Annotated in this window: 29 protein-coding genes and 1 other annotated feature; of the genes, 12 read left to right on the top strand and 17 right to left on the bottom strand. The window is 38.0% G+C overall.

The window, feature by feature from the left end:
- The 10 genes from F4694_RS26315 to F4694_RS26360 form a co-directional block, all read right to left on the bottom strand.
- Nucleotides 1-510 (bottom strand): GNAT family N-acetyltransferase, encoded by a 510-nt coding sequence (locus F4694_RS26315; protein ID WP_179602888.1) that lies wholly within the window; start codon nt 508-510, stop codon nt 1-3.
- Between the two features lie 11 nt (nt 511-521).
- A complete protein-coding gene (locus F4694_RS26320) occupies nt 522-1,031 on the bottom strand; it encodes a GNAT family N-acetyltransferase (RefSeq protein ID WP_179602889.1) in 510 nt (169 codons plus the stop codon).
- On the bottom strand, nt 1,028-2,041 hold the full coding sequence (locus F4694_RS26325; RefSeq protein ID WP_179602890.1) for a glutathione S-transferase family protein: 1,014 nt from the start codon (nt 2,039-2,041) through the stop codon (nt 1,028-1,030). The genes F4694_RS26320 and F4694_RS26325 overlap by 4 nt, the downstream gene beginning before the upstream one ends.
- Nucleotides 2,042-2,058: 17 nt before the next feature.
- On the bottom strand, nt 2,059-2,508 hold the full coding sequence (locus F4694_RS26330) for a GNAT family N-acetyltransferase (protein ID WP_179602891.1): 450 nt from the start codon (nt 2,506-2,508) through the stop codon (nt 2,059-2,061).
- Nucleotides 2,505-3,011: a GNAT family N-acetyltransferase gene (locus tag F4694_RS26335; protein ID WP_179602892.1), complete on the bottom strand. Its 507-nt coding sequence runs from the start codon at nt 3,009-3,011 to the stop codon at nt 2,505-2,507. Before F4694_RS26335 ends, F4694_RS26330 begins: the two co-directional genes overlap by 4 nt.
- A gap of 336 nt (nt 3,012-3,347) precedes the next feature.
- Complete coding sequence (gene metG, locus F4694_RS26340; RefSeq protein WP_179602893.1) at nt 3,348-4,982, bottom strand: methionine--tRNA ligase; 1,635 nt, start codon at nt 4,980-4,982, stop codon at nt 3,348-3,350.
- 59 nt (nt 4,983-5,041) lie between these two features.
- Nucleotides 5,042-5,317 (bottom strand) — a binding site (T-box leader).
- A 51-nt stretch (nt 5,318-5,368) separates the two neighbouring features.
- Complete coding sequence (locus F4694_RS26345; RefSeq protein WP_179602894.1) at nt 5,369-5,515, bottom strand: hypothetical protein; 147 nt, start codon at nt 5,513-5,515, stop codon at nt 5,369-5,371.
- Between the two features lie 80 nt (nt 5,516-5,595).
- Nucleotides 5,596-6,033 (bottom strand): GNAT family N-acetyltransferase, encoded by a 438-nt coding sequence (locus F4694_RS26350; RefSeq protein WP_179602895.1) that lies wholly within the window; start codon nt 6,031-6,033, stop codon nt 5,596-5,598.
- Between the two features lie 15 nt (nt 6,034-6,048).
- The gene (locus F4694_RS26355; protein ID WP_179602896.1) at nt 6,049-6,924 is read right to left on the bottom strand and encodes an NAD-dependent epimerase/dehydratase family protein; all 876 of its coding nucleotides are present in this window, start codon (nt 6,922-6,924) and stop codon (nt 6,049-6,051) included.
- Between the two features lie 130 nt (nt 6,925-7,054).
- Nucleotides 7,055-7,339, bottom strand: coding sequence for a YggT family protein (locus tag F4694_RS26360; RefSeq protein ID WP_373459862.1), 285 nt, complete (start codon nt 7,337-7,339; stop codon nt 7,055-7,057).
- A gap of 264 nt (nt 7,340-7,603) precedes the next feature.
- On the opposite strand from F4694_RS26360, the gene F4694_RS26365 reads away from it, so the two are divergent.
- The 4 genes from F4694_RS26365 (at nt 7,604) to F4694_RS26380 (ending at nt 11,647) form a co-directional block, all read left to right on the top strand.
- Nucleotides 7,604-7,930 (top strand): SCP2 sterol-binding domain-containing protein, encoded by a 327-nt coding sequence (locus F4694_RS26365; protein ID WP_179602897.1) that lies wholly within the window; start codon nt 7,604-7,606, stop codon nt 7,928-7,930.
- Between the two features lie 170 nt (nt 7,931-8,100).
- Nucleotides 8,101-8,850: a DeoR/GlpR family DNA-binding transcription regulator gene (locus F4694_RS26370; RefSeq protein WP_179602984.1), complete on the top strand. Its 750-nt coding sequence runs from the start codon at nt 8,101-8,103 to the stop codon at nt 8,848-8,850.
- Nucleotides 8,847-9,773 carry a 1-phosphofructokinase gene (pfkB, locus tag F4694_RS26375; RefSeq protein ID WP_179602898.1) on the top strand — a complete coding sequence of 309 codons (927 nt, stop codon included), beginning with the start codon at nt 8,847-8,849 and terminating at the stop codon, nt 9,771-9,773. Before F4694_RS26370 ends, pfkB begins: the two co-directional genes overlap by 4 nt.
- A 2-nt stretch (nt 9,774-9,775) precedes the next feature.
- On the top strand, nt 9,776-11,647 hold the full coding sequence (locus F4694_RS26380) for a PTS fructose transporter subunit IIABC (RefSeq protein WP_179602899.1): 1,872 nt from the start codon (nt 9,776-9,778) through the stop codon (nt 11,645-11,647).
- A 34-nt stretch (nt 11,648-11,681) separates the two neighbouring features.
- Here F4694_RS26380 and F4694_RS26385 read toward each other — a convergent pair whose 3' ends face one another.
- Both F4694_RS26385 and F4694_RS26390 read right to left on the bottom strand, forming a co-directional pair.
- Nucleotides 11,682-12,485 (bottom strand): HAD family hydrolase, encoded by an 804-nt coding sequence (locus F4694_RS26385; protein ID WP_179602900.1) that lies wholly within the window; start codon nt 12,483-12,485, stop codon nt 11,682-11,684.
- 98 nt (nt 12,486-12,583) lie between these two features.
- Nucleotides 12,584-13,018 carry a hypothetical protein gene (locus F4694_RS26390; protein ID WP_179602985.1) on the bottom strand — a complete coding sequence of 145 codons (435 nt, stop codon included), beginning with the start codon at nt 13,016-13,018 and terminating at the stop codon, nt 12,584-12,586.
- Nucleotides 13,019-13,219: 201 nt separating this feature from the next.
- On the opposite strand from F4694_RS26390, the gene F4694_RS26395 reads away from it, so the two are divergent.
- Nucleotides 13,220-15,043, top strand: a complete 1,824-nt coding sequence (locus F4694_RS26395; protein ID WP_179602901.1) for a dihydroorotate dehydrogenase — start codon at nt 13,220-13,222, stop codon at nt 15,041-15,043.
- 76 nt (nt 15,044-15,119) lie between these two features.
- On the opposite strand, the gene F4694_RS26400 is transcribed toward F4694_RS26395, so the two are convergent.
- Entirely contained in the window at nt 15,120-15,308 is a 189-nt protein-coding gene (locus tag F4694_RS26400; protein WP_179602902.1) for a hypothetical protein, read from the bottom strand.
- Nucleotides 15,309-15,447: 139 nt separating this feature from the next.
- On the opposite strand from F4694_RS26400, the gene F4694_RS26405 reads away from it, so the two are divergent.
- The 3 genes from F4694_RS26405 to F4694_RS33040 are packed head-to-tail and all read left to right on the top strand — an operon-like array spanning nt 15,448 to nt 15,949.
- Entirely contained in the window at nt 15,448-15,654 is a 207-nt protein-coding gene (locus F4694_RS26405; protein ID WP_179602903.1) for a zinc ribbon domain-containing protein, read from the top strand.
- A gap of 25 nt (nt 15,655-15,679) precedes the next feature.
- A complete protein-coding gene (locus tag F4694_RS26410) occupies nt 15,680-15,826 on the top strand; it encodes a hypothetical protein (protein ID WP_179602904.1) in 147 nt (48 codons plus the stop codon).
- A gap of 3 nt (nt 15,827-15,829) precedes the next feature.
- On the top strand, nt 15,830-15,949 hold the full coding sequence (locus F4694_RS33040; RefSeq protein WP_179602905.1) for a DUF3949 domain-containing protein: 120 nt from the start codon (nt 15,830-15,832) through the stop codon (nt 15,947-15,949).
- A 67-nt stretch (nt 15,950-16,016) separates the two neighbouring features.
- Here F4694_RS33040 and F4694_RS26420 read toward each other — a convergent pair whose 3' ends face one another.
- Nucleotides 16,017-16,424, bottom strand: coding sequence for an NUDIX hydrolase (locus tag F4694_RS26420; protein ID WP_179602906.1), 408 nt, complete (start codon nt 16,422-16,424; stop codon nt 16,017-16,019).
- 97 nt (nt 16,425-16,521) lie between these two features.
- Here F4694_RS26420 and F4694_RS26425 point away from each other — a divergent pair, with 97 nt between their 5' ends.
- The 4 genes from F4694_RS26425 (at nt 16,522) to F4694_RS26440 (ending at nt 19,590) form a co-directional block, all read left to right on the top strand.
- Nucleotides 16,522-16,671: a hypothetical protein gene (locus F4694_RS26425; protein ID WP_179602907.1), complete on the top strand. Its 150-nt coding sequence runs from the start codon at nt 16,522-16,524 to the stop codon at nt 16,669-16,671.
- A gap of 223 nt (nt 16,672-16,894) precedes the next feature.
- The gene (locus F4694_RS26430) at nt 16,895-18,148 is read left to right on the top strand and encodes a dicarboxylate/amino acid:cation symporter (protein ID WP_179602908.1); all 1,254 of its coding nucleotides are present in this window, start codon (nt 16,895-16,897) and stop codon (nt 18,146-18,148) included.
- Nucleotides 18,149-18,404: 256 nt separating this feature from the next.
- Entirely contained in the window at nt 18,405-19,028 is a 624-nt protein-coding gene (locus F4694_RS26435) for a chromate transporter (protein ID WP_179602909.1), read from the top strand.
- A gap of 19 nt (nt 19,029-19,047) precedes the next feature.
- Nucleotides 19,048-19,590 carry a chromate transporter gene (locus F4694_RS26440; protein ID WP_179602910.1) on the top strand — a complete coding sequence of 181 codons (543 nt, stop codon included), beginning with the start codon at nt 19,048-19,050 and terminating at the stop codon, nt 19,588-19,590.
- A 29-nt stretch (nt 19,591-19,619) separates the two neighbouring features.
- On the opposite strand, the gene F4694_RS26445 is transcribed toward F4694_RS26440, so the two are convergent.
- From F4694_RS26445 to F4694_RS26455, 3 genes are all read right to left on the bottom strand, one after another.
- Entirely contained in the window at nt 19,620-20,333 is a 714-nt protein-coding gene (locus F4694_RS26445) for a response regulator (RefSeq protein WP_179602911.1), read from the bottom strand.
- Entirely contained in the window at nt 20,326-21,936 is a 1,611-nt protein-coding gene (gene dcuS, locus F4694_RS26450; protein WP_179602912.1) for a DcuS/MalK family sensor histidine kinase, read from the bottom strand. The genes F4694_RS26445 and dcuS overlap by 8 nt, the downstream gene beginning before the upstream one ends.
- A 121-nt stretch (nt 21,937-22,057) precedes the next feature.
- Entirely contained in the window at nt 22,058-22,945 is an 888-nt protein-coding gene (locus F4694_RS26455; protein WP_179602986.1) for a hypothetical protein, read from the bottom strand.
- Between the last annotated feature and the right edge of the window lie 105 nt (nt 22,946-23,050).

Here is a 23,050-nt window from a genome sequence, read left to right on the forward strand (position 1 = left end):
TTATAGTTGACGACAATATCTTAGTGATATGTAATCTTCCCCATCTGCATTTCCATACCCATTTTGTTCATGTTGAAAAATAAATCCTCTTGCTTCGTAGAAAGGAATTCCTTTCTCATTTCCTTTTTGTACGGAAACCCACTGCTCACTGGCATTATATTCTTCTTTCTGCTGTTTCGTAATCGCCTCTAGCAACATCGTTCCAATACCTTCATTGCGCCGGTTAGGATCTAGATACAACACAAATACTTCCCCAGCTGTATCATTGATCATTCCTCCGCCGACCGCACCAACTACCTCAGCATTATCAAGCGCTACAAAGTAGCCTCCCCAATACCTGCTAGTTTTGGTTACTTCATCTACTATTCTGTCAGTGTTGTAGAACTCGCTTATGATTCTTTCAATATATTCTTTTGAATGTGTTTCACCATATGTTGCACGATATCCATCAGAACACACTTTTGCAATTCCATGAACATGGCTAGGGTCTGCTTTGCAAATTTTAATCATTCATCGGCTCCTTAATCTTTATTAAGAGAAAGTCGATAGGCTTTTACGATGATCCCATCGTTAGCAGGTTCAAAGTCGTATTGTGGCAATCGTTCAAATCCCAATCGCTCATATAATTTCATTGCAGTCTCCATGAATTCACCGGTATGGAGCCCAATTGCCTGATATCCCCGCGCTTTAGCCCGTTGAATACATTCAGACACTAAAGCGAATGCAACACCTTTGCCTCTCATTTCCGGTGATACAGCAAGCATTCTAATTTCGGGATAATCCAGAACTTCCACGTTCCCATCATATGCATCGATTTTAGCAGGAAATAGAACAACACTTCCTGCAATTTCTCCATCGATATCAGCTACTATTCTCTCAACACCAGGAAGCGTATCACCCTCTGATAAGATTGCCTGCTTTAGAGCGAGCCAATGACCTTCAGAAATTTTCGCTGAATGTTCAACATAAGCGTTGACTCTTTGCTCTCGTATATAAGGTAATTCTCTTTCCATAGCTTCTCGAATGATCATTGTGCACTCCGATCAATTAAAAATTTATCTTCTTTGTTGCTTAAATACTGACGATTGTGTTCGGTATTAAGCCCAGATAGGTCCGGTCCTTTTGGCAAAATACCATTATGACCTTTCTGATCATTGCTAGCTATGTGATTTGAAAGATGATAATGTCTCTTGATTGCGTCAAAATCAGTGGTATCACCAAAACCAGGAGTTTGATATAAATCTCTTAGATAACCCCAAAGATGCGGGAAGTCAACAATCCGATTTCGATTTGTCTTAAATGCGGAATAATACGCTGCATCGAAGCGAATTAATGTTGCATATAGCCGTACATCTGAGTCAGTAATATAGTCTCCGAATAAGAAACGTTGTTTTGATAGCCGCTCCTCTAACATATCTAATCTTGCAAATAATGTATCATACGCCTCTTCATAGGCTTCCTGAGACTGCGCAAAGCCACATTTATAAACTCCATTGTTCACTTCATGAAAGATGATATCGTTTAAGGCATCAATCTCTTCACGTAAGGATTCCGGATATAAATTTGGCGCATTTTCCTTATGAAAGGCTGACCAAACTGTTTCTAAATAATTTGTTAGTTTGAAATAATCATTGTTCACTACCTTTTGTTCCTTCACATCCACCATCACAGGTACCGTTGGCCTGCCTGCGTAATCCGGTTCTGTTTTCTTATAAATTTCACTCATATAGCGAATGCCCAGTACAGGGTCTACCCCATCTTCATCTAAAGAAAACTCCCAGTCTACATGCGGAAGTTTAGGACGCATCGGGCTTGCCGTACCTAAACTAATTACCTTTTCCAAACCAAGAATTCTTCTGACAATCACGGAGCGATGTGCCCAGGGGCAGACTGCTGACCATAATAAGCGATATCTTCCTGCCTCTACAGGAAGCTCGCCTTCATCGAATCCAAACGGTGTATCAAATCTATTTTTTTGCCGTTTAAACGACCCATCTCCGCTTATTTCAGCTGCAAGGCTTCCCTGCTCTCTTTGTACCATTTAAAATGCACCTCTTTTTATAACTTATAAAAATAATAACGAAATTCTTCATCCATCTTAAATCCTTGTTTCTCCCAAAACACCCATGCCTTCTTATTTGAATGTTCGACCGAAAGTTCTATACCTTTTGACTTTGTTAACAGAGTAAATTCCTTCACCTTCGCAAAAAGCTTTGTTCCAATGCCGCTACCTCTAAATTCTTCTGCTATAAAAAAGTCATTTATTAGCCAAACACGCTGGAGGGTTAATGAAGAGAAGACAGGATAGAGTTGAGCGAATCCAACCACTTTATTTTGCTGCTGTGCAATAAAAATCACCGATTCTAGGTGCTCGAATTTTTCGAATAGAAATTGATTCACCGCTGCCGGGACTTTTTGCTGGCCGAAATACTCACGATAGTCATCAAATATAGGTACTAGTTTTGATAAATCCTGTATGGCTGCTTGTCTAATCGTAAGTTTGTTCATTTTAAATGCAGCACCCTATGTTCATCGTCCAAATAAACTCCATTCAGTTTCATCGCTTTTTCTTCGAGTCCAAATACTTTAAACCCAAGTTTCGTATATAGCTTCCTCGCTGGTTCATTACTTGCAACGACCGATAAATTTATTTTTTCGATTGCTTTTACTGATTTTGCTTTATTAATCGCTTCTGTGAGCAATGCCTCTCCGACACCTGATCCTTGTTTTTTTGCCGTCACGTACATCGCAAAGATGTTAGCTCTGTGTTGTATTTTCTCAGCTTTTTCTTGTAGGAGTGTTACCACCCCAATAAGCTCCTCACCTTCAAACGCCCCAAAAGTGTAATTGCCTTCTGTCGAGAGGTTACTTTCAACCTGGGCAATCGGATTTTCTCTTTTCAGAGCGTCTTCATAACTAGTTAGAAAAGCTTCTGGAGCTTCCTTTAAGGCTTCTAATCTAAGATTCCAGTATTTCTCTGCATCTGAAGAGGTTAGTTGTCTAATTTCCATGGGACGACCTCCCTTTGAAAGTTATAATATACCTACTATATTACTAAAATTCTAAAAAGATAGATAATAAAAAAGTATTGACCTTTATCTGAGGTTATTCTATTGAGGAGTCGTTCATGATGACCATTTTTCAAGTTTTATATGTTTTCGGGCTTCATGAAACCTTCATGGTGACCACTTTTCGCTTTTTATATGATTATTGGGCTTCATGAAACCTTCATGGTGACCACTTTTCGCTTTTTATATGATTATTGGGCTTCATGGAACCTTTATGGTTACCACTTTTCACTTTTTATGTGATTTTTGGGCTTCATGAAACCTTTATGGTACACTTATTTAAACTGTTTGTTTGTTTAGCCTTTCAAGTTCTTCTTCAATTCTAGCTGGATCGATTCGTTCAAATAACGGCTCAACATTGGATATCACGATTGGTTTAACTAAAAAAGGTTTCCAGTTAGTCTCTGATATATTGAGCAAATCCTTAACCTTTTCACTCGAAAACGGAAGAAACGGTGTTAAGATATGCGCAAGGTTTGCTATTAAATATACACAATCTGCTAAGGTTTGCTTGCAAGACTCTTCGTTTTCGTGAATCTGCTTCCACGGTTGTTGTTCATCAAAGTATTTATTTGAAAACCGCACCAGCTCGAATACTTTTTCCAACCCTTGTTTGAAAGAGGCCTGTTCAATTAAGCGTCCAGTATCCTTATATAAAGCATCGACTTTATCTTGAAGTACAGATGGAACAACTTTATCAGGAACAACACCATCAAATGATTTTATAATAAATTTCAATGTTCGATTTACAAAGTTCCCATATGCCCCTAATAATTCACTGTTGTGACTATAAATAAATTCCTTCCACGAAAAATCGGCATCCCTGCTCTCTGGTGCGTTTATGGTTAAAAAATACCGGATAGAATCAGGATCATACCTTTCTAAAATATCTGGAACCCATACAGCCCAATTTCTGCTGGTCGATAATTTCTTTTTTTCCAAAGTCAAATACTCATTGGAAACGATATGTGTAGGTAAAGGTTCCTTACCGAGACCAGCCAAAATCCCCGGCCAAATAATCGAGTGGAATGGAATATTATCTTTCCCGTGAACGTAATAGGACCTAGCAGAATCATTCCAATACGATGAATCATCTTTACCCTTTTCCTTTGCCCAAAGCTTACTGGCGGTATAGTATCCCGAAACGGCCTCAATCCAAACATAGATTTTCTTTTCTTCATATCCAGCAACAGGCACACTCACTCCAATAGGCAAATCCCGAGAAACGGCACGATCCTGTAAACCTTCCTTTAAGTATCTCTTCGTAAGAGAAACAGCATTCTCCCGCCAAAGCTTATTATGTTCCGCTGTTTGTACATAGTTTTCCAATTGAGCCTGGAATGAGCTTAAGGCAAAATAGAAATGCTCCGTGAACCTTGTAGTAGGTGGATGTCCGCATATTTTGCATCTGCTATTCAGCAATTCAAGGGGTTCTAAAATAGTCGAGCAATGATCACATTGATCCCCGCGAGATGGTTCTTTGCAAACAGGACAAATTCCTTCTACATATCGTTCAGGCAAGAATTGAGCGCATTTCTCACAATAGGTTTGTTCAATTTCTTTTTTATAGATATGACCTTTTTCAAGCAGCTCTAAAAAAATCTCTTGAACCAATTTATGATGGTGCCAAGTATCGGTTCGAGTATAGCAATCATATGAAAATCCTAATTTCGAAAAACATTCGAGGAATTCCTGGTGATAACGATCTGTAACGACGTGAGGTTCTACTCCTTCTTGCCTCGCTCGAATGGTTATCGGAGTTCCGTTACAATCGCTTCCTGAAACATAAAGGACTTGTTCCCCTTTCAAACGGTAATATCTCGCTAATATATCCCCTGGCAGCAAACTTGAAATATGACCAAGATGCAAGGAACCGTTCGCATAGGCCCATGCACCGCCTATAAATATACTCATATCGTAAAACCTCCTTATTTTTAAAAAAAAATAAAAAAACCCCGCCCTCAACTGTAAAAGTTAAGGACGAGGTTTGATATCCACGTGTTACCACCTTATTTCGCAAATAGCTCACACCATTTGCCTTAGCAAGTACGGAGTAACCAAAATCTACTCTTATACTGTGACATGGGTAACGAGTGTCAAAACTCGTCGTAGCCTACTAATACTTTTGAAGTATGTTCAGTACGAAGCTCAGAGACCATTGTTCAAATGAGGGTTTTTGCTTCTTTTCAGCTGCCGAAGCTCTCTGTTGAAAAACCATGTCATTCTACTTTTCTCTTCTTTGCCTTTATTTGTTAAATTTAACAATATATTATTCGAATGATTCAAAAAAGTCAATTAAATTATTCGTCCGACCCACCGGCATCATTCTTAAGACGAGTAGAGCTATGCGGGTTACCTTCTGTAATGACACGGTCGATATCCAGGTAAGGTTTACCACGCAATGCATCATTAGATATTATCGTTGTATCTTGTTCATTATTATTCACTAAAACTACCTCCTCTTTGATGGATTAATTTTCCCGCTAGAAGTAGTTTGTGTTAATTCCTGAAATTTACAACATATCCTTTACAATGAAAAATAATAGAAGTAATTTGATTCCTTTTTGAATCCTATTTTTTCATACAGTCTCTGTGCAGTTACATTATCATGACCAGTCTCTAATGAAACGCCTTTTGCCCCTGTTTCCTCTGCAAATTCAATCGTCTTTTTTATTAACTTCTCCCCAAAACCCTTCTTACGAGCAGATGCATTTACATACAAATCGTTAAGAATCCATGACTTTTTCATACTAACAGAAGAAAAAGTCGGATACAGCTGAACAAAGCCAACCGGATTACTCTCATCATATGCAATGAAAACGACTGAATCCTCATTTATGAATCTTTCTTTTAGAAAAGCTCTTGCACCTTCAAGATCAGATTCCTGTTTATAAAACACCCGATAGGAATCAAATAACTCTGTTAAAAAATTTAGTTCATTTAATGTAGCTTTCTGAATACTCATGGTACTCCCCCTTTATTAAATCTTTGAATAGTGTAGGATTAAAATTTTCAAAAGTCTTTCTAACGATGAAAAACGAAATCCCAATGACTCAACAAGATTTCTATTCACCGACCATGACCCAGGCAAATTATAGGGAGATGGATCACCATCTTCACTTACGATTGCTTTTTTCCCAATTAGATTCTCAATTAATTCCATTAATTCACCCAAACTGATATCTTCCTCAGAGCCTGGATTAACAGGACCTTGATAATCGGACTTTGCCATGCTTAATAAAAATGAAGCCGCTTCGCCTGATTCAATAAAACTATATCTAAAGTCAGGATGTTCAATGAACATCGGTCTTCCTTCTTTTACATGCTCCACATGGAATTGTAGCCGATTCGTATAATCGTCTTTTCCAATAATAATCGGAAAGCGTACGGCAACGACCGGTAAGTCAGCATTCTGAAAAAGGATTGCTTCGGCCGCTCGTTTTGCTTCCTGATATCCAACATACCCTATGTAATCTCTTCTGGATTTTAATACTGGTTGATAACCGAATGGATTGAAACTTTCCTCCAAATGGTTGGTCCCAAAATCATAAACTGCCTGACTCGATGTAAAGATATACTTTTGAACCTTTCCTTTTAGCACAGTCAGCGTATCAAGAGCTTCTTGTGAAGAATAGCAGGTTTGATCAAAAACCACATCCCAGGTCTTAGCCTTAAAAGCTTTTTCTAATGACTCTGCATCTTCACGGTTTATAATTAATCGTGAAACTTGGTCTCCAAAGGCGTCAGGTGTCAACCCTCTGGTTGCGACTGTAACCTCTACCCCTTCATCGATTAATAATCGTACCAGTCTCTTGCCAACGAATTGCGTTCCCCCAAGTATTAACGCCGATTTCATCAAAATCTCCCCTTTGTATCTTTCTACTTAAAGTTTAACTTATTTTACCAGTAAAATGATACTTAAAAAGACAGAAATAGGGCTTTACTTACGATAAGTAAGTAAAGCCCTATTTCTAAAATATTATTAATTAAAATGCACCGAGGATGATTAACAATTGTTTGAGACCTTCTAAAGCAAATCTCCCAATAAAGCTATAAGCAAAAATCGCAATGATCGGTGAAAAATCAATCATACCCAGCGGCGGGATAAACTTCCTAAAGATAGATAGGTAAGGATTAACCAGCCTGCCTACTAGCGACCCTATCTTTGATGTTTGAAATTGCGGGAACCAGGAGCCAAAAATATTAATCAAAATTAACCAATAATAAATATCATAGATATAATTTGCTACTACCATTATATTTGTGCCCAAATTTATTCTTCCTATCTTATAAAATTTTTTTCAATTCCGCTATGTTTACATATACGTATTATACTCAATAAGGTTTCAAATATATCTATATTTTTAACTAAAATCTTAAAAGCGTAAAAAATCTAAAAAGTTCGGAAAACGTCCACCACCTTCACACTTCCCAATTAGTATTATTAAACTATGAAATATGCATTGGTTTTACTAATTTCTAGGAGGAATGGCTAAATGGTAAAAGCAATAAAAGAATAGTCTTTAGAAGAGCTAATGGAAAGGATCGAAGAAATCTTCAATCAAAATCCCGGTCCTATTAAAGGTTTTGATGCTGTTTTACAGTATGACGTTCTTGGTGAAGAAACGGGAACCTATCCGCATTATTTTAAAGATGGAAAACTAACCATTAAAAAAGGAATAGAAACTGCCCCAACCTGCACCATGCAGTTATCGTACGATAATTTTAACAAGTTTTTATTAGGAAAACAAAGCGGAACGGTTGCGCTGCTTACTGGAAGAGTTCGAGTGCTAGGAAACTTGAGTACAGCCATGAGGATTGAGACCATTTTACGTCGTTACAATATTAGAGAACCATTTTAAATTTATTTTGGGAATACTATCTGTTACAAGGATGCTAAAGAGGCATCCTTTTTTTATTTGGTGCTTTTTGAACGAAAAAGAACGTTTTTGAATTTTTATGATTGATTTTTGTTGTTTTCAATTGTAAAATAAAATCAGTAAACATGAAAGCGTTTTAGGAGGCGGTAATGATGTTAGAGCCAGAACGCCATCAAATTATATTAGAAGCATTAAAAGTTAAAAGTTCTGTAAAACTTCAAGAACTTGTGGAATTAACAAATTCCTCTGAGTCAACCATCCGAAGAGATCTTATACAGTTAGAACAAGGAAAATTTCTTAAGAGAGTTCATGGAGGTGCTGCAAGACTGCAAGGAAAGCTGCAGGAACCAAGCATGATCGAGAAATCCTCCAAAAACCTTCAACCAAAACGTCAAATCGCACAGTATGCTGGAAGCTTAGTGGAAGAAGGAGACTGTATTTATTTGGATGCAGGTTCAACTATATTTGAAATGATCCCTTTTCTTCCAGATAACATCGTGGTAGTAACAAACGGATTAACACACGTAAATGAACTACTAGAGAAAAATATAAAAACTTTTTTAATAGGCGGCTATGCTAAGCCATCAACGAAAGCCTTAATCGGGCGCGGGGCATTAGATAGTCTAGAACATTATCGCTTTGATAAGTGCTTTATGGGTGTAAACGGAATTCACTCACAATTTGGCTATACCACACCCGACCCTGATGAAGCAATGGTCAAAAAATTAGCGATGTCATTATCGCGTGAAGCATTTGTGGTTTCGGATGAATCAAAGTTCTCAGAGATTGCTTTTGCAAAAATTGCTGACTTACATCTTGCCACCATTATCACAAATGAATTAGACCCTGATACTGAGGAGCAATATCAAAGTAAAACAAAAATTAAGGTGGTTACATCATGATTTATACCGTTACTTTAAACCCATCACTTGATTATATCGTAGAGGTAGATCAGGTAACGCTTGGCGAATTAAACCGAACAAAAAATGAAACCAAATTTCCAGGCGGAAAAGGAATTAATGTTTCCCAAGTTCTAAAAAGATTAGACGTTGACAGTCATGCTCTTGGATTCTTAGGCGGTTTTACTGGAGAATATATTGAAAAATTCCTCACATCCAAAGGAATTCACACAGACTTTGTGAATGTCACGGAAGATACACGAATAAATGTAAAACTTAAATCTGATAAAGAAACAGAAATAAATGCAAAAGGCCCCAACATTACAAAAGAAAATTTTGAAGCCTTGAAAGGAAAAATCAGAGAACTAACAAGCGAAGATATCCTTGTTCTCGCTGGCAGCATTCCATCTACTATGCCAGAAAGTACGTATGAAGAGCTTGTGAAACTATGTAATGAAACTGGTACGAAATTCGTTGTCGATGCGGAAGGTGAATTACTTAAGAAGGTACTTCCTCTAAAACCCTTCTTAATCAAACCAAACCATCACGAATTGGGTGACTTATTTAATACAGTAATCAACTCTTGTGAAGAAGTCATTCCTTATGCAAAGGAGCTTGTAAAACAAGGTGCTCAAAACGTAATTGTGTCTCTTGCAGAAAAAGGAGCTGTCCTGATTAATAAGGACCAAGCCTTCATTGCTACCAGCCCAAAAGGCGATGTAAAAAGCTCTGTTGGTGCAGGGGATTCGATGGTGGCTGGTTTTATCGCAACCTATGAAAAAACAAAATCGATAGAAGAAGCTTTTCGATTTAGTGTGGCAGCTGGAAGTGCAACCGCATTTTCAATCGGATTATGCACTCGCGAAAAAATGGAAGGCTTGCTCCCGCAAGTAAAAGTAGAAAAGTCAAACCTAAGAGGAGAATGATGATGAGGATTACAGAGCTATTAACCAAAGAAACCATCAACCTGTCATTAACGAGTACAACAAAGACCGGTGCAATTGAAGAGTTAGTTACCGTTTTAGACAATGCAGGCAAGTTAAATGATCGCTCAGAATATAAAAAGGCCATTATTAAAAGAGAAGAACAAAGCACAACAGGGATTGGTGAAGGTATTGCCATCCCTCATGCAAAAACAAACGCCGTTAAACATGCAGCGATTGCGTTCGGAAGATCAAAGTCTGGTGTAAACTATGAATCTCTAGACGGTCAGCCTTCCCATCTCTTCTTTATGATTGCAGCTACAGAAGGGGCAAACAATACACATTTAGAAGCACTTTCTCGCCTTTCTACCATTCTATTAAAAGATGAAGTACGAAAACAGCTATTAGAAGCCAGTACGGCTGATGAAGTTTTGAATATTATTAATTCCTATGACCAAGAGGAAAAAGAAGAAGAACAATCAATGGCTGGCAAGAAACAATTTATTGTTGCGGTAACAGCCTGTCCTACTGGTATTGCCCACACATATATGTCTGCCGATTCATTAAAAGCAAAAGCTGCTGAAATGGGTGTTGATATAAAGGTTGAAACAAACGGTTCCGGTGGAGCTAAAAATGTGCTAACAGCGGAAGAAATCGAAAATGCTGTTGCCGTTATTGTTGCTGCAGATACAAAAGTGGAAATGAACCGATTTAATGGAAAGCATGTAATTGAAACTGCTGTTGCCGATGGGATTCGTAAACCAAAGGAACTAATCGATAGGGCCTTAAAGCAAGATGCTCCTATCTATAGCGGCAGTGGAAAATCCAATCAAGAAAGCGAGCAGACTGGACGAGGAGTCGGCTCTCAAATTTATAAGCACTTGATGAACGGTGTTTCTAATATGCTTCCATTCGTTGTCGGAGGCGGTATCTTAATCGCAATCAGCTTTATGTTCGGCATTAATGCAGCCAATCCTGATGATCCAACCTATCACCCAATCGCTGAAGCACTAATGACGATTGGCGGCGGAAATGCATTTGCGTTAATGGTTCCAATTTTAGCAGGATTTATTGCAACGAGTATTGCTGACCGCCCAGGCTTTGCTGCGGGTATGGTCGGAGGAATGCTCGCTACTAGCGGCGGCGCCGGCTTCTTGGGCGGACTTGTTGCAGGCTTCTTAGCAGGTTATTTAGTGGTTGGTTTGAAAAAGGTATTATCTGGTATGCCTGCGTCCTTAGAAGGAATTAAAACGATACTTTTATATCCATTATTAGGTATCGCTTTAACCGGATTCATTATGTTATTTGTTGTTAATAAGCCTGTTGGTGCGTTAAATACGGCGATCTCTGAGTGGTTATCTGGTTTAGGTACAGGAAATGCTGTTTTACTTGGAATTATTTTAGGATTAATGATGTCATTTGATATGGGTGGTCCAGTCAATAAGGCAGCTTATGTGTTTGGTACTGGTTTATTAGCAAATGGTGTTTATGAACCAATGGCTGCCATTATGGCTGCAGGTATGGTTCCTCCATTAGCGATTGCCATTGCTACAACATTATTTAAAAACAAGTTTAGCAAACAGGATCAAGAAGCAGGTAAAGTGAACTATATTATGGGACTTTCCTTTATCACAGAAGGAGCGATTCCATTTGCAGCCGCTGATCCACTTCGTGTTATTCCTTCTGTAATGGCGGGTTCAGCCGTTGCTGGTGCTTTATCCATGATGTTTAGTATTGGACTTCGCGCTCCACATGGTGGATTATTCGTTATCCCACTGGTTGACGGCAGCTGGATAATGTATTTACTTGCCGTTGTGATTGGTTCAATTGTGGCTGCATTATTAATGGGCTTCTTGAAAAAGCCAGTTTCTAATTAAAAAATATAAAACAGCCCAAATTTGGGCTGTTTTATTATTTTTCTTTATTCAATAGATGACGAACTGCATAGGCAAAGCCATCCTCATCGTTGGATTTGGTAATGATGTCAGCTTTTTGCTGTACATGAAGCGGAGCATTTGCCATCGCTACAGAGGTAGTTGCTACCTCGAATTGGGCAAGGTCATTGCCGCCGTCACCAAAAGCAATAATCTCATCAAATTCAAGATTCATCATTTTCTGATAGAGTAACAATGCCTTTCCTTTATGTGCTTCGTTTGAAGTAATCTCAACATTGTTAATAAATGAGGAGGCCATGGAAATGTCGAACTTATCTCTTAGTGCCTTTTTCACTTCTTCAACTTTTTCTAGTTCGTCATGGTAAGGCAGTGCAATTAATTTATAGATTTTCAACTGATCTTTTTCAAGAATTTCATCATAGTTGAATTCCTCAAAAAGAACATTTAGTTCTTCTTTGCTTTTTTTATGAAGCGGCGGTAAAGTGGATGGAAATCCTCCATAATTGGTATAAACTAAAATTCCAACACCTAATCCCTTCAATATAGAGAAAATCTCTGTATACGTTTGTTGCGGTATAGTTGCCTCATATAGCAGCTCTCTTGTTTCCGAGAATAAAACAGATCCGTTGACACAAAAAATAGGAATCTGTAAATTTTCTAACGCTTTTATTTTAATGACATCGCCATAAGCACGTCCTGTGTTCAAAATAACAGAATGACCTTCTTCTATTAATTCATTCATAGTCTGCAGGCTGGCTTCAGTTATATCATGTTCAGAATTTAACAAAGTACCGTCTAAATCGATTGAGAAACATTTCATTATGCAATCTTCCTCTCCCCTATCTTTCTCAAAGACTACTATATCAGATATTCATTGAATAAAAAAAGTTTAATTCTGGAAATAAATGACACGGGCCATTAGCTGTCCGATTTCCCCTTGTCATCTTTTCTTTCTTTTAATATATCCTGAATGATTTCCATATGAAAAGCTGCCCATGCTTTTTCGCGAAAGTGGATAATTACACTGGCCGCTAGCGCAATGATGTAAATGATACTAAAACCAGCCCACAGCCATTTTCCCTCTTGAAATAAATAAGTAGATAATTGCTTTGAAAATAGGAGTAACAACCAGGGCGCAGAGGAAACCAATATAGGTATTATTCCCGATCCGTTATATTCTTTTATCATTCTGTAATGAATCAATTGCAAGGTCTTGCTGTCAAGCGATTTATAAAGCGTTTGGATTTCTTCAATTTCTTGATATTCCTTCATATCTTTGATGGCAGCGCCACTTTGCACCGTACTTCTCAAACGCAGAAAAACCTTATGAGCATCTCCTTTTGTGGAAAACATCACTAGCGTATCCCCTCCCTATGTATAGGGTTTCCTAGAGGTGTATTCTTTTATCAAAGATTTTAATCAAACGTTTGATTAGTTTTCGGGTCGAGTTTTCATAATTTTACAACTCCTATACCGCTTGTTATTATTATCACATTAGGAACTTTATAAATTATACGCAAAAATCAAGAAATTTATGGTTAGTAGGTGTTGTTAATGCCAGATTGGTCTTATCACCCATTAAAAAGGCTTGTACTCGATAAATTTAGACCGAAATCAAGCCGAGAGTTTATTCATAAATCCATGAGCACCATTGCGTCCATTCCTGGCGGACGGAAATTTATTGGATTCTTAGGACATATGAAACCCCCGAAGGAATTTCAAAAGGAAGTTAACCATACTACATTCCCATCTCCCATTGGATTAAGCGGAAATATAGATCCTAATTTATCAGGCATTAAAGCCTTCCAAGAGTTAGGCTTCGGATTTATAGAAATTGGATCCATCGTGCTGAACGAACCTAAAGTACAAAAAGAACCAAGAATGGAAAATAGTCATATTCTGTTTTCTGTTGATGATCAAGAAAAAATTCCTCTCAAACGAGTGCTACAAAAGTTAACGAACCAGAACATTCGGATCCCTATATTTGCCAGGATAGATGAACAGGTAAACAGAAATGAATGGGACATAATCGTGCAACATTTAACACCTTTTGTGGACGCTTTTATCGGAACCAGTCAACAAGCTTATTCTTGTGTAGATAAAACATTGCAGCGTCCTTTTTATGTATCACTTTCATCTGATGAAGTTAACAACACAGAAATAGAAAAACTAGTAAAGCTTGCAGGTATCGGTGGAATAGTCGTAACTGCTCCTCGTAGAACTTTGGGTAGCTACTGGCATGAAGCTCCTAATGCCAATAAATGCCTAGCTAATCGAGTTAAGCAGGTTAAAGATCAACATCCCGAGCTACTAGTCATAACCTGTGGCGGGGTGGAGACTCCAGAGGAAGCTTGTGCATTAGATCGTGCAGGTGCGGATTTGTTATTGCTATCAGAAGGCTATGTTAAAGCCGGTCCAGGGTTACCAAAGCGGGTTCATGAACGATTATTATATGAAAAAGTCCAACCCATTAACAAGCAAAACTGGACCTGGTCATTTCTATTTGGTCTATCCATCCTAATCGGAGGAATTATTGCGCTATATTTTGCATTTACGAGCATAATCCTCCCATATGATGAATACTTTATTGGTTTGACAAGAGATGATATTTTACAAGTAAATCCACTCATCTTATCTTTTATGTCACATGATAGGATGGCGTTAGCTGGAACCATGATATCAGGAGGTATTTTGTATATCCAGCTTGCGCGCCATGGTATTAGGTATGACATGCATTGGGCAAAGATTGCTTTTCATAGTGCAGCAATTATAGGATTTATTGGTATTTTTCTTTCTATCGGATACGGTTACTTTGATTGGCTGCATGGTTTATTTTGGCTTATCTTATTGCCACTATACTATTTTAGTTTTAGGGAAGGAAAAAGAATTACTGGTGCTCCCTATTCTATTCATGGAAGTAATGATAAAGCATGGAAATACGGGCTTTATGGACAGCTCATGTTTATTATCCTAGGATTTATGATAGTAGTAGGCGGTATTGTCATTTCTACCATTGGTGTCTCCAAGGTTTTTGTATCAACTGACTTAAGCTTCTTGTGTATGTCACCTCAAATGTTAGAGAGTATTAGTAACAATTTGATTCCTGTTATCGCACATGACCGGGCAGGGTTTGGCAGTGCCCTTATAAGTGTTGGTCTGCTTGTTCTAATGATTTCCTTGTGGGGTTTCAGAAAAGGGGAAAGCTGGGTTTGGAATACCCTTGCTACAGGAGCCTTACCTGCGTTTATCGCAGGGATTGGAACACATTTATTTATTGGATATACAACTTTTATTCATTTACTCCCAGTTTACTTTTTAGTCATTGTATATTTGTTAGGATTAGTATTATCTTATCCTTTCTTAAAAATGAAAGAATGAAGCCGTATCGACTTCTCAATACGGCTTCCACCTACTTGATATTAACTACTTCAAGTTTTTTTACAGAAAAATGTTATTACTCACCTTCGTTAACGATGATTTTATATCCTTCTTGCTTAGGTCCATCTTCGTAAACTTCTCGTGATACTATGTAGAAGGTTTCCTCTTTTTCGTCCGTGATCACCATTTCACTTGGACTTTTATCAACTGCTGCTGCCTCAAGGCTGAAATAACCCATACCTAACATTGAAACATCAAATGCCACGTTCATCCCTCTTTTCTAGTTTTATTGAATTTTACCTTTTTTCATGTGAGGGTACAAGCTTAAATATTTGATTATTATGAAACATTTTGAATATCAATTACGTAAATAAATGGAAAGGTTCATAACTGGGGGGATCGCAATGAGCGAAAAAGGGTGTATAAAATGTGGTTCTAGAGATACAGGGCAAAAGGAAGTTGCTATGACCGGAACAGGGTTATCAAAGTTATTTGATGTTCAACACAACACATTTATCGTTATCTTTTGTAAAAAGTGCGGGTATTCCGAGTTTTATAATAAGAAATCATCCACTTCATCCAATATTCTAGATTTATTCTTCGGCGGATAAAATAATAAAAAGGGGGGAAATAAAAATGGATGAAGTGTTAATGATATTTATTGGTGGTTTTATTCTATTATCCTTGATATTAATACCCTTTCAATACCGATATGTTGAGCAAATGGAAAAGATGCGGAAAGCAAATGAGAAGAAGGGTATTGGTCAGAGTGAAATGATGTAAAATATGAAATTTGAAGATCAAGTGTTACATGCTAATGTACAGGCAAGTATGATTTTCATCCTCGCTAATATTTTAGCAACGATTATCTATAAAGTAAAAAATCGAGAAAAAGTGGCTAGATAAATTCTTCCTCAAGCAAAAGCGGCACCTGGAATGGGGGCCGCTTTTGTTGTATGTATTTTGCTTGTAACTAAAAACCAACATAAAAAGGATGCATGTTCTTATCTAAACAATACTCAATTCGCTGCCTAAAGTTATTCCAGGTGACCAATTCTAATGCTTCCTCAAGTTTAAAAAAACCAACTTCTAAACTCTCCGGACTGGTTGTTAATTCCCCGCCGATAGGTTTCCCTAAAAATAATGTGTTACAAATGGCGCTCTCGACATTTTGAAAGATACCGCAAAACTTAACAACCTCAATGTCGATCCCGGATTCTTCTTTTGTTTCCCTGATGACAGCGTCCGTTAAGGATTCCCCTTCTTCCACCTGACCCCCAGGCATTTCCCAGCCTCTTCGTGGGCCTTTAATCAATAATAGTTCGTTCTTGTCATTTAAGACAATGGCTGCTGCAGAAACGATATGTTTTGGTGCTGTCAATTTTACTCCCCCAATCTGTCTCTATAAAAACAATCTAATCTAACTTGTTGAATTTGTCATTTACTTTTCAACCATACTATTCATGGAGGTGTAGAAAATGCCAAAAAATAATCCAATTGAATTTACAGGAAAGGTTCTTAATCAAAGAAACCAACTAACTGGTCCGGATGATCCGGGAAAGAACGGTTATCCAGAACGGCCGAAGAACGTTTCTATTCAGGACTCCACAGAAAAAAACGAACAATAAGACTCCAAGTGGCTGCCAATAGGGCAGCTTTCTCTATGTCAACCGCTTCTCAATGTTCCCAAAAAAATCCCACCTAAAACAAATAACCACTCTATCTGCTTACTTTAATTACAAAACGATTTATAAAGTAATATAAGCTATTTTAATCATTCGCAAAATTGTAATATATTGATTATTCAATAAAATGATATCGTTTTCAAAATTGAAGTAGGAGGAGTGGAGAATGAAAATTAATTTTAAGAGTCTCACTACACAGGTAATTCTGGGAATTCTTCTTGGTATTTTAGTCGGTTTTGTTTTTCCTGAGATTGGCTCACAACTAAAAGTTATTGCAGATATTTTTATTAAACTAGTAAAAATGGTGATTGCTCCAATCATCTTCCTGACCATCGTAATTGGAATCGCAGGTATGGGAGATTTAAAGAAAGTTGGAAAAATCGGCGGGAAGGCATTGCTTTATTTTGAAATCGTATCCACCATCGCTTTAGCCATAGGAATTATTGTCGCTAATATTATTAAGGCCGGAAAAGGGATTGATGCAGAAGCTGGTAAGGGTGATATCTCCCAATACACAGAAAAGGCAGCCGAAACAAGTCACGGATTTATGGATTTTATCTTATCAATCATCCCTGATAGCTTTATTGGCGCTTTTGCAAATGGAGAATTATTACCAGTACTTCTCTTAGCTATATTGTTCGGAGCTTCTTTGGCCCACTTAGGTAAAAAAGGAAAACCTCTTCTTGAATTTTTTGAAAAAACGGCTGAGGTGTTCTTCGGAATCGTTAATATCATTATGAAGGTTTCTCCATATGCAGCATTTGGTGCCATGGCCTACACGATTGGAGAATTTGGAGTTGAATCATTATTCTATCTAGGCAAATTAATGGGCTCCGTTTATATTACAATGGCTTTATTCATTGTTTTAGTTCTTGGCGGTATTGCTAAATTGTACGGTTTCAGTATCTTCAAATTCATTGCTTTTATAAAGGAAGAAATCCTTTTGGTAGTCGGAACTTCATCCTCTGAAGCTGCGCTCCCAAAAATGATGGAAAAGCTAGAAAGATACGGCTGTTCAAAGCCAGTGGTAGGTTTAGTACTCCCAACAGGTTATTCCTTTAACCTTGATGGAACTTCCATTTATCTCTCGATGGCAGCATTATTCATCGCTCAGGCCTACGGAGTGGACCTAAGTATTTGGCAGCAAATCACGCTTCTTGCCATACTAATGTTGACTTCAAAAGGAGCGGCAGGCGTTACAGGATCAGGTTTTGTAACACTAGCAGCCACTCTAGCCGTATTCCCTTCTATACCTGTAGAAGGAATGGCGCTTATACTAGGCGTTGACCGCTTCATGTCAGAAGCACGCGCCATCACAAACCTCATCGGAAACGGAGTAGCCACCGTCGTCATCTCCAAAACCGAAGGCGAATTCAAACCAGCCCAAGAGGTTTCAAACAAAAAACAAATCACAGCCTAAACCTCAAAAATGTGAGCCCCTCCGGCTCACATTTTTTATTCATTCCCCTCTCCCCTTCTCACTGTCCGCCTGAGGCGGACAGTGTCCACGGGCGGTGCCTGTCACCAACTTACTTTACCAACTTACTTTACCCAACTTACTTCTCCAAATTACATTTGTTGCCATTTACCCATCTTCTTTCTTTTGGTACCTTTATATATGGTGCAATATACATAGAAAGCACACTTTCTTTAGTTTTGTGGAGAGAAGGATTTTTATGAGTGTTGAATGGAAGTTGGTATTTGAGATTTTTTGGACGTTTTTTAAGATTAGTCCTGTTACGTTTGGCGGGGGATTTGCGATGATCCCCTTAATCATAAAAGAGATAGTAGAAAAGAGAAAATGGTTAACAAATGAAGAGATTACGGATGTTATTGCCTTATCTCAAACAGTGCCAGGTGCTATTGCTGTAAATTCAGCGACCTTTATAGGGTATAAAATTGGCGGGATAAGAGGAACTTTAGCTGCCATGATTGGTGTTTCGCTGCCAACCTTTTTAATCGTTCTAGTCTTAGGAGTTTCCTATTTTTACTTAGATGATAATCCCAAGCTAGAAGCAGCCTTTGTATCTATACGCGTTACGATTGTAGCAATCATTGTGTATGCAGCCATTAAAATAGCAAAAACAGCGATATTTGATAAGACAACATTTTTCATTATGGCTGCGGGAGTTCCAGCTCTGTTTTTCATCCATCCAATTATAGCCATCTTTCTAGGAGCGATCACCGGAGTAATCGCCGTTTCCATTAAGAAAAAATTAGGCTATTTGATAGAAATGAAGAATAGTAAAGAAGAAGACCCAGCCAATGACCCTGAATATTATATGGGTGCCGGAATTTAACAATAAGGAGGTGAACGGAATGGTGTTGTGGGAACTTTTTCAAACCTTTTTTATTATGGGTTTTGTCTCATTTGGCGGTGGTTATGCGATGATTCCTATTATTGAATCAGCAGTAACAGAATACGGATGGATGTCTTCGGAACAATTAACGAATATCATAGCGATTGCCGGTATGTCCCCTGGACCAGTTGCTTCTAATAGTGCCATTTTAATAGGATATACAGCAGCAGGAATTAGCGGTGCTTTCGTTTCGGTAATTGCCATTTTACTTCCTTCGCTAATCTTAGTGATATGTGTTGCAGCCTTTTTCTTAAAATTGCACCATAATCCAGTGGTTGAGAAAATGTTTTATGGCTTAAAACCGTTAGTAACCAGTTTAATTATCTTTGCTGCAATTAAATTTGTACTAGCCAATAACCTGATTACCATTGATCTGTCCTTCCGTTCGCTAAGCTTAGTCGTCATCTTCGGACTATCCCTATTTGCTTTATTAAAACTTCGGTGGAATCCAGTTTATGTCATTCTACTTTCCGGTTTGGTGGGCATAGCCCTATATTCTTGAAAAAACAAAAAGTGGCATTTGCCACTTTTTCATAGATACATAGATACTTGATTTAGCTTGTCCTTCTTCAATGTGTAAAAATAAACCGGTCGGCCAATTCCATAAGTTAATGATTCCTCTAAAACTCCGAGCTGGGTTAAATATTTCAAGTATTTTCGCACTGACACTCTAGAAATATATGTACTTTCTGCAATTTCGTCGGTCGAAAATAGGCTTCCATCCTTCGATTTAATCACATGAATAATGTTCTGCAGCGTACTATTGGTTAACCCTTTAGGCAAAGCCTGCGTTAATTCCCCAGAAACCCTCTGGTCACCATAAAGAATTCTTTCATCTAAATCTTCCTGATTAAGTACTTGTTTTCTTTCAAATAAGGCAAATTTATCTTTATATTTCTCCATTGCCTGACTAAACCGCTCAAATTCAAACGGCTTGATTAAATAATCTGCTGCTCCAAGCCTTAAGGCTGTTTGAATTTTTTCTGTGTCAGCTGCCGCTGTAATGAGAATGACATCGACAGTCATTTTTTGTTCTCTAATAAAATGAAGCAGTTCGAGGCCATTCATACCTGGCAAATAGACATCAAGCAAAATGAGGTTAACCTCTTCCTTTTCAAGAAACTCTTTGGCATCCGATACGTTATGCACAATGCCAACTAAACTAAAACCTTTTATTTCTTTTAGATAACGTTTGTTAAATTCAGCTACCATCGGATCATCTTCGACTATTAGAACCCTAATCATGATCTCCCTCCTCTATCTCATATGGAATGGTTATATGAATCTCTGTTCCAAGCAAAGATTTAGAATCAATGATCATTTCTCCGCCTAAGTTCTCAATACTTTTTGTAACAAGATAAAGACCATAGCCACGGTTTGCCCCTTTTGTGGAATACCCCTTTTCAAGTACGCTCTTTTGAATCTCATCAGGAATCCCGGGTCCTGAATCCAACACCTCCATTGTTAAAGATCTTTCCGAATAATGAAAGGTAACATCTAAGGTTTTATCGATAGAATCAGCCATAGCCTCAATGGCATTGTCTATTAAATTACCAAATATTGTAATTAACTCATGAGTCATCTTAGGGTTGGCCGGCTGAGGAATGACCGTATGAACGTCAATGTTCAATTCCACTTGTTCTTCCCTTGCGTAGCTTAATTTCCCCATAAGAAAACCAGCGAGTGCAGGATCTTTAATATGTTGTGCAATGTTACCAAGCTCTTGATTGTGATGTCCGACTATTGCTCGAATATATTCAGATAGCTCATCGTAACACTTCATTTGAACCATTCCTAGGATTACATGCAGACGATTCATAAATTCATGTGACTGGGAACGGAGTGCTTCGGCATAGGTTTTCACACCTGTTAATTGCTCTGCCAATTGTTTAACTTCAGTCATATCCCTAAAGGTTGAAATTGCCCCAACCACTTCGCCATTGACAAAAAGCGGAACTGAATTGACCAAAATGGAAACTCCGTTAATCATTTGTTCCTCGTCCAGTTCAGGTTTACCCTTCTCCAAAACTGGATCAAGTTTGGTTGAAGGCAGATACTCATAGATTTTCATCCCAACTGGATCCTTAGAAAGCCCTGCCTTTTTAAAAATTTGCCTTGCTGATCGATTAACCAGCGTAATGGTCTGCTCATTATCAACTGCAATGATTCCCTCATGCACAGACTGAAGCATGGTACTCCGTTCTACAAAAATCTTCGCAATCGCAAAAGGTTCAAGTCCAAAAAGGATTCTCTTAATATACCTCGCTAGTAAAACAGCACCAATGATACCAACAAGCAAGCCTAGTATAGTAACAGTAAGAATACTTCGGTTGCTTTTACCCAGGGCTGCTTCGACACTTTCCAATGCAATACCGACTGCAACGACACCAATCTGGTCTCCAGTCGTATTGTAGATAGGTGTAAAGGCACGTAAAGATTCGCCTAATGTCCCATTGGAGCTTGATACATATTCTTTCCCTTTAAGTGCTTCCTTTTCATCCCCGCCTACGAAATGTTTTCCAATTTGTTCTGGGTTAGGATGCGACTTGCGTATTCCGTTCATATCCATAACGACAATAAACATCATGTCTGTAGCAGCTTGAATACTTTTCGTGTACTCTTGGATTTCCATCGATTTTTGGTCACCCTCTAATGCCTTGATAATAATAGTAGAGGTTGCAATGGACCTCGAAACCATCCTTGCCTTCTCTTCCTGATGTTTTCGTATATTTTCACTTACTGTATTACTAATCAATAAATCCGTAATCATTAAAGATACAAGTACCACTAAACAAACGAAGAAAATGATGACCGTGCTTAATTTAAACCTAAACGCCTGAGTTTGCACATGAAATCCCCCACTTTCCACTCTATCTATTATTTTAGCAATATTTGCACTAGTAGGGAAAAGTTAAATTATTATACAAAAAGCTGCAGTGACCGTAGAGCCACTGCTTTTTCATAATCGGTCACTCCAGTACCTTAGTAGTGACAGTGATTTTTCTTCTCTTTTTAACCAGCAACCTACAAGCTACACATACTGTTCCAAACCAAATAAGAAAAAATAATAATGCAATGATGGGTAATATGGTTATCTCGAAAACAGATTGCCCCAATGAAGTTTGGATCCCTAACACTAATACCATGAGCATCCAAGCAATGCTGCCAGTATGAATCATAGTCTTTTTATATTTTTCATGAATCTGAGCCTTTTCCAAAAGCCAAGCAGGGAGAATTAACGTTTGTAATGCATGGAATCCCACTCCATGTAAAACAATTAAATTACCAGTCCCCCCTGTAAGCCGGTCTTGAAGAAGAATCATCCATATCCCTGCACTATTTGCTGCTAAGACTGAGAGAAATGCATAACGAATCCCCATTATCAGGAATGGACGTCCATGAGGTTGTTTCATTCGTAAAAAATGAACCATAAGCACAATGGTTAGTGCTACAAGTACTAAAGAAATAACCCCAAATAGCATTCCGGCAGCGATATCGACTACCGTCCCTTCACGTGAAAATCTTGGATTAATGCCTCTAAAGTTCTGAAGTGTTTCAATCGTATATGAATATATGCTTGCGAAGATAAAGAGCCAACGCACAACTTTTCTTTTTCTTGCTCCAAATCTCGAAAGGGGAAGGATGGCAGCGATAGATAGAATAAACATGCCGATAGCAGCATTAAAAGAAAAAGCATCTCTCATATTGCCCTCTGGTGCAATGATAGGGTCGTTAAAAAAGATAAAAATAGAAATGCCCGCCGATAGTAAAAAACCAATTAATCCTGTGATTATAAGAGCTCGTTCTCCTTGAAAAAGCTTAACAGATGGTTGATTTTCAATTTGATTAACTTTCATTACCTTTCGCATAAAAATCCCTACTCCCCTTAATTTATTTATCAATCAATAAATTAAACCTCAAAAAATATTCCTATTTTATTTATTTATCAATCAATAAATAAG

It is taken from the genome of Neobacillus driksii (assembly GCF_013409995.1).
GTDB classification, from domain to species: Bacteria; Bacillota; Bacilli; order Bacillales; family Cytobacillaceae; genus Neobacillus; species Neobacillus driksii.